Below are 4,260 nucleotides of genomic sequence, written 5' to 3'. Positions count from 1 at the left end.
GAATAGCCGTTTCCCGGCAGGGGTGGCGGGAAACGGGTGGGGACGGGGGGCCGGCCGTTTTTCCAGCAAACAGCGTTGAAGGAGCTTTGATGAAAAGGGAACGTGTGCGCTACGGGTGCATATTGGCGGCGGTCGCGCTGTGCCTCTTGGCGGGAGTCGCGGCCGCGGCCCCCCCGAAGGGGCCGCAGGGGGCGAAGAAGAACGGCAACGGCGCGGACCACCCCCAGTTTGCCGTACCCAAGCCGCCGTTCACCCCGGGGATCTTCCCGTGCTCGGAGTGCCACAAGGAGATGAAGCCGAACCCGACCCGCCGCGAGATGAAGGACGAGCACACCGGCATCGTCCTCAACCACGCGCAGGGGCAGCGGTGGTGCCTCGACTGCCACGATATCGCCAACCGCGACAGGCTTCGGCTGGCCAGCGGGGAGAGGATCTCCTTCGACGAGTCGTACCGCCTCTGCGGCCAGTGCCACGGCGACAAGTTCCGCGACTGGCGGGCGGGGGTCCACGGGAAGCGGACGGGGATGTGGAACGGGGAGAAGCAGTACCTCCTGTGCGTCCATTGCCACGATCCGCACGATCCGCGGTACAAGCCGATCGCCCCGATGCCGCCGCCGGTCCGCCCCGAGGCGATAAAATAGTGATCCCACCCGAAGCGCCGCCGAGAGCGGCGGGAGAAAGGTCCATGCCGAACGAGGGAACCCGCGACGCCCACGCCCACCGGATGTCGCGCCGCAAGATGATGAAGGGGGCCGCGGCGGTGCTGGGAGCGCTGGCGATCCCGGCCGCGGATGCGCCCGCATCCGTATGGGAGGCGTTCTTCCAGAAGAATTTCCGCGAGCTGTCGAAGCCGGAGCTGGAAAAGGTTCTCGCACGGCTCGAAAAGGAGTACGGCAAGCGGTACGGCAAGGCGGTGAAGGTCAAGGCGACGCCGCCGATCGAGGGAGTCCTGTACGGATACGGCCTCGACCTGTCCCGCTGCATCGGGTGCCGCCGGTGCGTGTACGGCTGCGTCCAGGAGAACAACCAGTCCCGCGACCCGCAGATCCACTGGATCCGGGTGCTGCAGCTGTCCAAGGAGCGCGGCGTCGACCTGGAGGAGGCGGAGCAGTACTACAACCCGGCCAAGGTCCCCGAGAAGGGGCACTTCTACATGCCGGTCCAGTGCCACCAGTGCGAGAACCCGCCGTGCGTGAAGGTGTGCCCCGTGCAGGCGACCTGGAAGGAGAGGGACGGGATCACCGTCGTCGACTACAACTGGTGCATCGGCTGCCGCTACTGCATGGCCGCCTGCCCGTACGGCGCGCGCCACTTCAACTGGAAGAAGCCGGGTCTCCCCGCCGCCGACCTGGTCACCGAGACGCACTACCTCGGAAACCGCCCCCGGCCGGTGGGCGTGGTCGAGAAGTGCACCTTCTGCATCCAGCGGGTCCGGAACACCCCCGGCCGGTACACCGCGTGCGTGGAGGCGTGCCCCGTCGGAGCCCGAAAATTCGGGAACCTGCTCGACCCGGAGGGGGAGATCCGGTACCTGATCGAGAACAAGCGAGTGTTCATCCTCAAGGAGGACCTGAACACGCGGCCGAAGTTCTACTATTTCTACGCGACCTAGGGCGGCGAGGGAACCGATGCGAAAGATCTGGGAATTCTTCAAGGGGACGCTGTTCCTGGTCTCCAAGGGGAGCAGGGCGTACTACGCGTGGATGGTGTCCCTCCTCATCCTGATGGCGGTCGGCGTCGCCGCGTACGCCTACCAGCTGCAGAACGGGCTGATCGTGACCGCGATGCGCGACGAGGTGTCCTGGGGATTCTACATCTCCAACTTCACCTTCCTGGTCGGCGTTGCCGCGGCCGCCGTCCTCCTCGTGATCCCCGCCTACGTGTACAAGTGGAAGCCGATCAAGGAGATCGCGGTCCTCGGGGAGATGCTCGCCGTCTCCGCGATGGTCATGTGCCTGCTCTTCGTCACCGTCGACATCGGCCGCCCCGACCGGTTCTGGCACCTGATCCCGAAGTTCGGGATCCTGAACTTCCCGCAATCCCTGCTGGCGTGGGACGTGGTGGTCCTGAACACCTACCTGATTCTCAACCTCGTGATCGCCGTCTACATCTGCTACAAGCATTACAACCGGGAGGAGCCGAACCCGAACTTCTTCAACCCGATGATCCTGTTCTCGATCCCGGCCGCGGTGTCGATCCACACCGTGACGGCGTTCCTCTACAACGGACTGGCGGCAAGGCCCTTCTGGAACGCGTCGATCCTGGCCCCCCGGTTCCTCGCCTCGGCGTTCTGCTCCGGCCCCGCGTTCATGATCATCCTCTTCCAGGTCATCCGGAAGTACACGCGGATCGACATCAAGAACGAGGCGGTCTTCAAGGTGGCCGAGCTCATCGCCTACTCCATGTTCATCAACCTGTTCCTGCTGGGCGCCGAGGTGTTCAAGGAGTTCTACTCGGACACGATCCACCTCGCCCCGATGCACTACCTCTTCTTCGGCCTGAAAGGGCACAGCAACCTCGTGCCGTACATCTGGACGGCGATGATCTTCAACGTCACGGCCTTCTTCCTGTTCCTGATCCCGCAGACGCGGGAGAATTTCGTCACCCTGAACATCGGCTGCGTCCTGATCTTCGTCGGCGTGTACATCGAGAAGGGGATGGGGCTGGTCATCCCGGGGCTGGTCCCCGACGTCCTGGGCGAGATCTACGAATACGCGCCGACCGGGACCGAACTCCTCCTGGCGCTGGGGATCTGGGCCACGGGCTTTTTCATCTACACGCTGCTCCTGCGGGTGGCGATCCCGATCCTCACCGGGGAGTTCTACGTGGGGGACGACGGGGTGAAGCCGGTCATCGTGGACACCGAGTTCATCCGGAAGGCGGACGCCCTGGCGGAGCAGTCGTACCGGGATTAACGGTTCGTCCATTTGGGTTGACATGCCCCGGGATTCTGGTATCTTCGTTTGGATTTTTCGGCCGGGCAGGGGTGCCCGGCCACAAAACCCCCGAATTCATATATATAAATTCACCTTTTTCGTAGACGTTATCGGGAGGAGTCGCGCGCGATGAACAAACTATTCGAGAAATTCCCGGACCCGCTGGCCCGGTTGATCGTCGTCGTCGTGGCGATGATCGCCGTGGGGGCGTTCGTGTATTTCGTGCTGATCCCGAAGCCGGTCAAGGACGTCCGGATCCAGTGGGCCGACGCGATCCAGCGGGAGAAGGCGAGGCCGGTCCGGTACGCCGGGTTCCACGTGTGCGAGGAGTGCCACGGGGAGATCCACAACAAGAAGAAGACCGGGTACCACAAGGACCTCTCCTGCGAGACGTGCCACGGCCCGGCCAAGGCGCACACCGAGGATCCGGACAAGGTCAAGCCGACCATCCCGACCTCCCGGGCGTTCTGCCCGCAGTGCCACGCGTACAACCCGTCCCGGCCGAGAGGGTTCCCGCAGATCAACCCGGTGGCGCACAACCCGCTGAAGGCGTGCACCACCTGCCACAACCCGCACGACCCGAAGCCGCCGACCACCCCGAAGGAGTGCTCGGCGTGCCACGGGGAGATCGCCCGCATGAAGGCGGTGTCCCACCACGTCCAGCTCGAGTGCACCGTGTGCCACCAGGCGCCGCAGCAGCACAAGATATCGCCGCGCAGCGTCAAGCCGACGAAGCCCCAGACGCGGGAGTTCTGCGCGAAGTGCCACGGCAAGGACGCCAGGGACAAGCTCGCGAAGAACGCCCCGAAGATCGACATGGGCGAGCACGGCGAGAAGTACGTCTGCTGGCAATGCCATTACCCCCATTCCCCGGAGGTGGAACAGTGAGCGGCCGAAGGAGTTTCCTGAAGGGGTTCTTCGCGGTCCTCCTCTCCGGAGGGGCGATCGAGGGGGTCCTGAAGCTCTTCCCCTCGAGGGCGTACGCCAAGGAGACCGTGCGGACGGGGAAATGGTTCGGGTACGGCGTCTCCGTGGACAAGTGCATCGGCTGCGCGCGGTGCATGGACGCCTGCAAGAACGAGAACAACGTCCCCCGGGAACCGTTCTTCGTGCGGACCTGGGTGGAGCGGTACATCACCCGGAAGAACGGCCAGACGACCGTGAAGGCGATCGCGCCCGGGGAGGAGGCGCCCGAGTCGGCGTCCGACAAGACGATCCTGCGCAGCTTCTTCGTGCCGAAGCTGTGCAACCAGTGCGCGAACCCGCCGTGCGTCCAGGTGTGCCCCGTCGGGGCGACCTTCCAGACCGAGGACGGCGTCGTCCT

General features: G+C 64.8%; 5 protein-coding genes. All 5 read left to right on the top strand.

The features are described 5' to 3' along the window. Positions 1–89 precede the first annotated feature (89 nt). Positions 90–641 carry a hypothetical protein gene (locus HZB86_08055; protein ID MBI5905490.1) on the top strand — a complete coding sequence of 184 codons (552 nt, stop codon included), beginning with the start codon at positions 90–92 and terminating at the stop codon, positions 639–641. Between the two features lie 44 nt (positions 642–685). Continuing rightward, the gene (locus HZB86_08050; protein MBI5905489.1) at positions 686–1,612 is read left to right on the top strand and encodes a 4Fe-4S dicluster domain-containing protein; all 927 of its coding nucleotides are present in this window, start codon (positions 686–688) and stop codon (positions 1,610–1,612) included. A gap of 16 nt (positions 1,613–1,628) precedes the next feature. Continuing rightward, a complete protein-coding gene (nrfD, locus tag HZB86_08045; GenBank protein MBI5905488.1) occupies positions 1,629–2,915 on the top strand; it encodes a polysulfide reductase NrfD in 1,287 nt (428 codons plus the stop codon). 150 nt (positions 2,916–3,065) lie between these two features. Then, the gene (locus tag HZB86_08040) at positions 3,066–3,824 is read left to right on the top strand and encodes a hypothetical protein (protein ID MBI5905487.1); all 759 of its coding nucleotides are present in this window, start codon (positions 3,066–3,068) and stop codon (positions 3,822–3,824) included. Then, positions 3,821–4,260: 4Fe-4S dicluster domain-containing protein (locus HZB86_08035; GenBank protein ID MBI5905486.1), on the top strand; the 440-nt coding region annotated here is incomplete at its 3' end. The genes HZB86_08040 and HZB86_08035, both read left to right, overlap by 4 nt.

The sequence above is a fragment of the Deltaproteobacteria bacterium genome, assembly GCA_016234845.1.
Classification (GTDB): Bacteria; Desulfobacterota; Deferrimicrobia; order Deferrimicrobiales; family Deferrimicrobiaceae; genus JACRNP01.
Note: the sequence above shows the minus strand (reverse complement) of the source record. Positions and strands in the feature narration are given on the sequence as shown.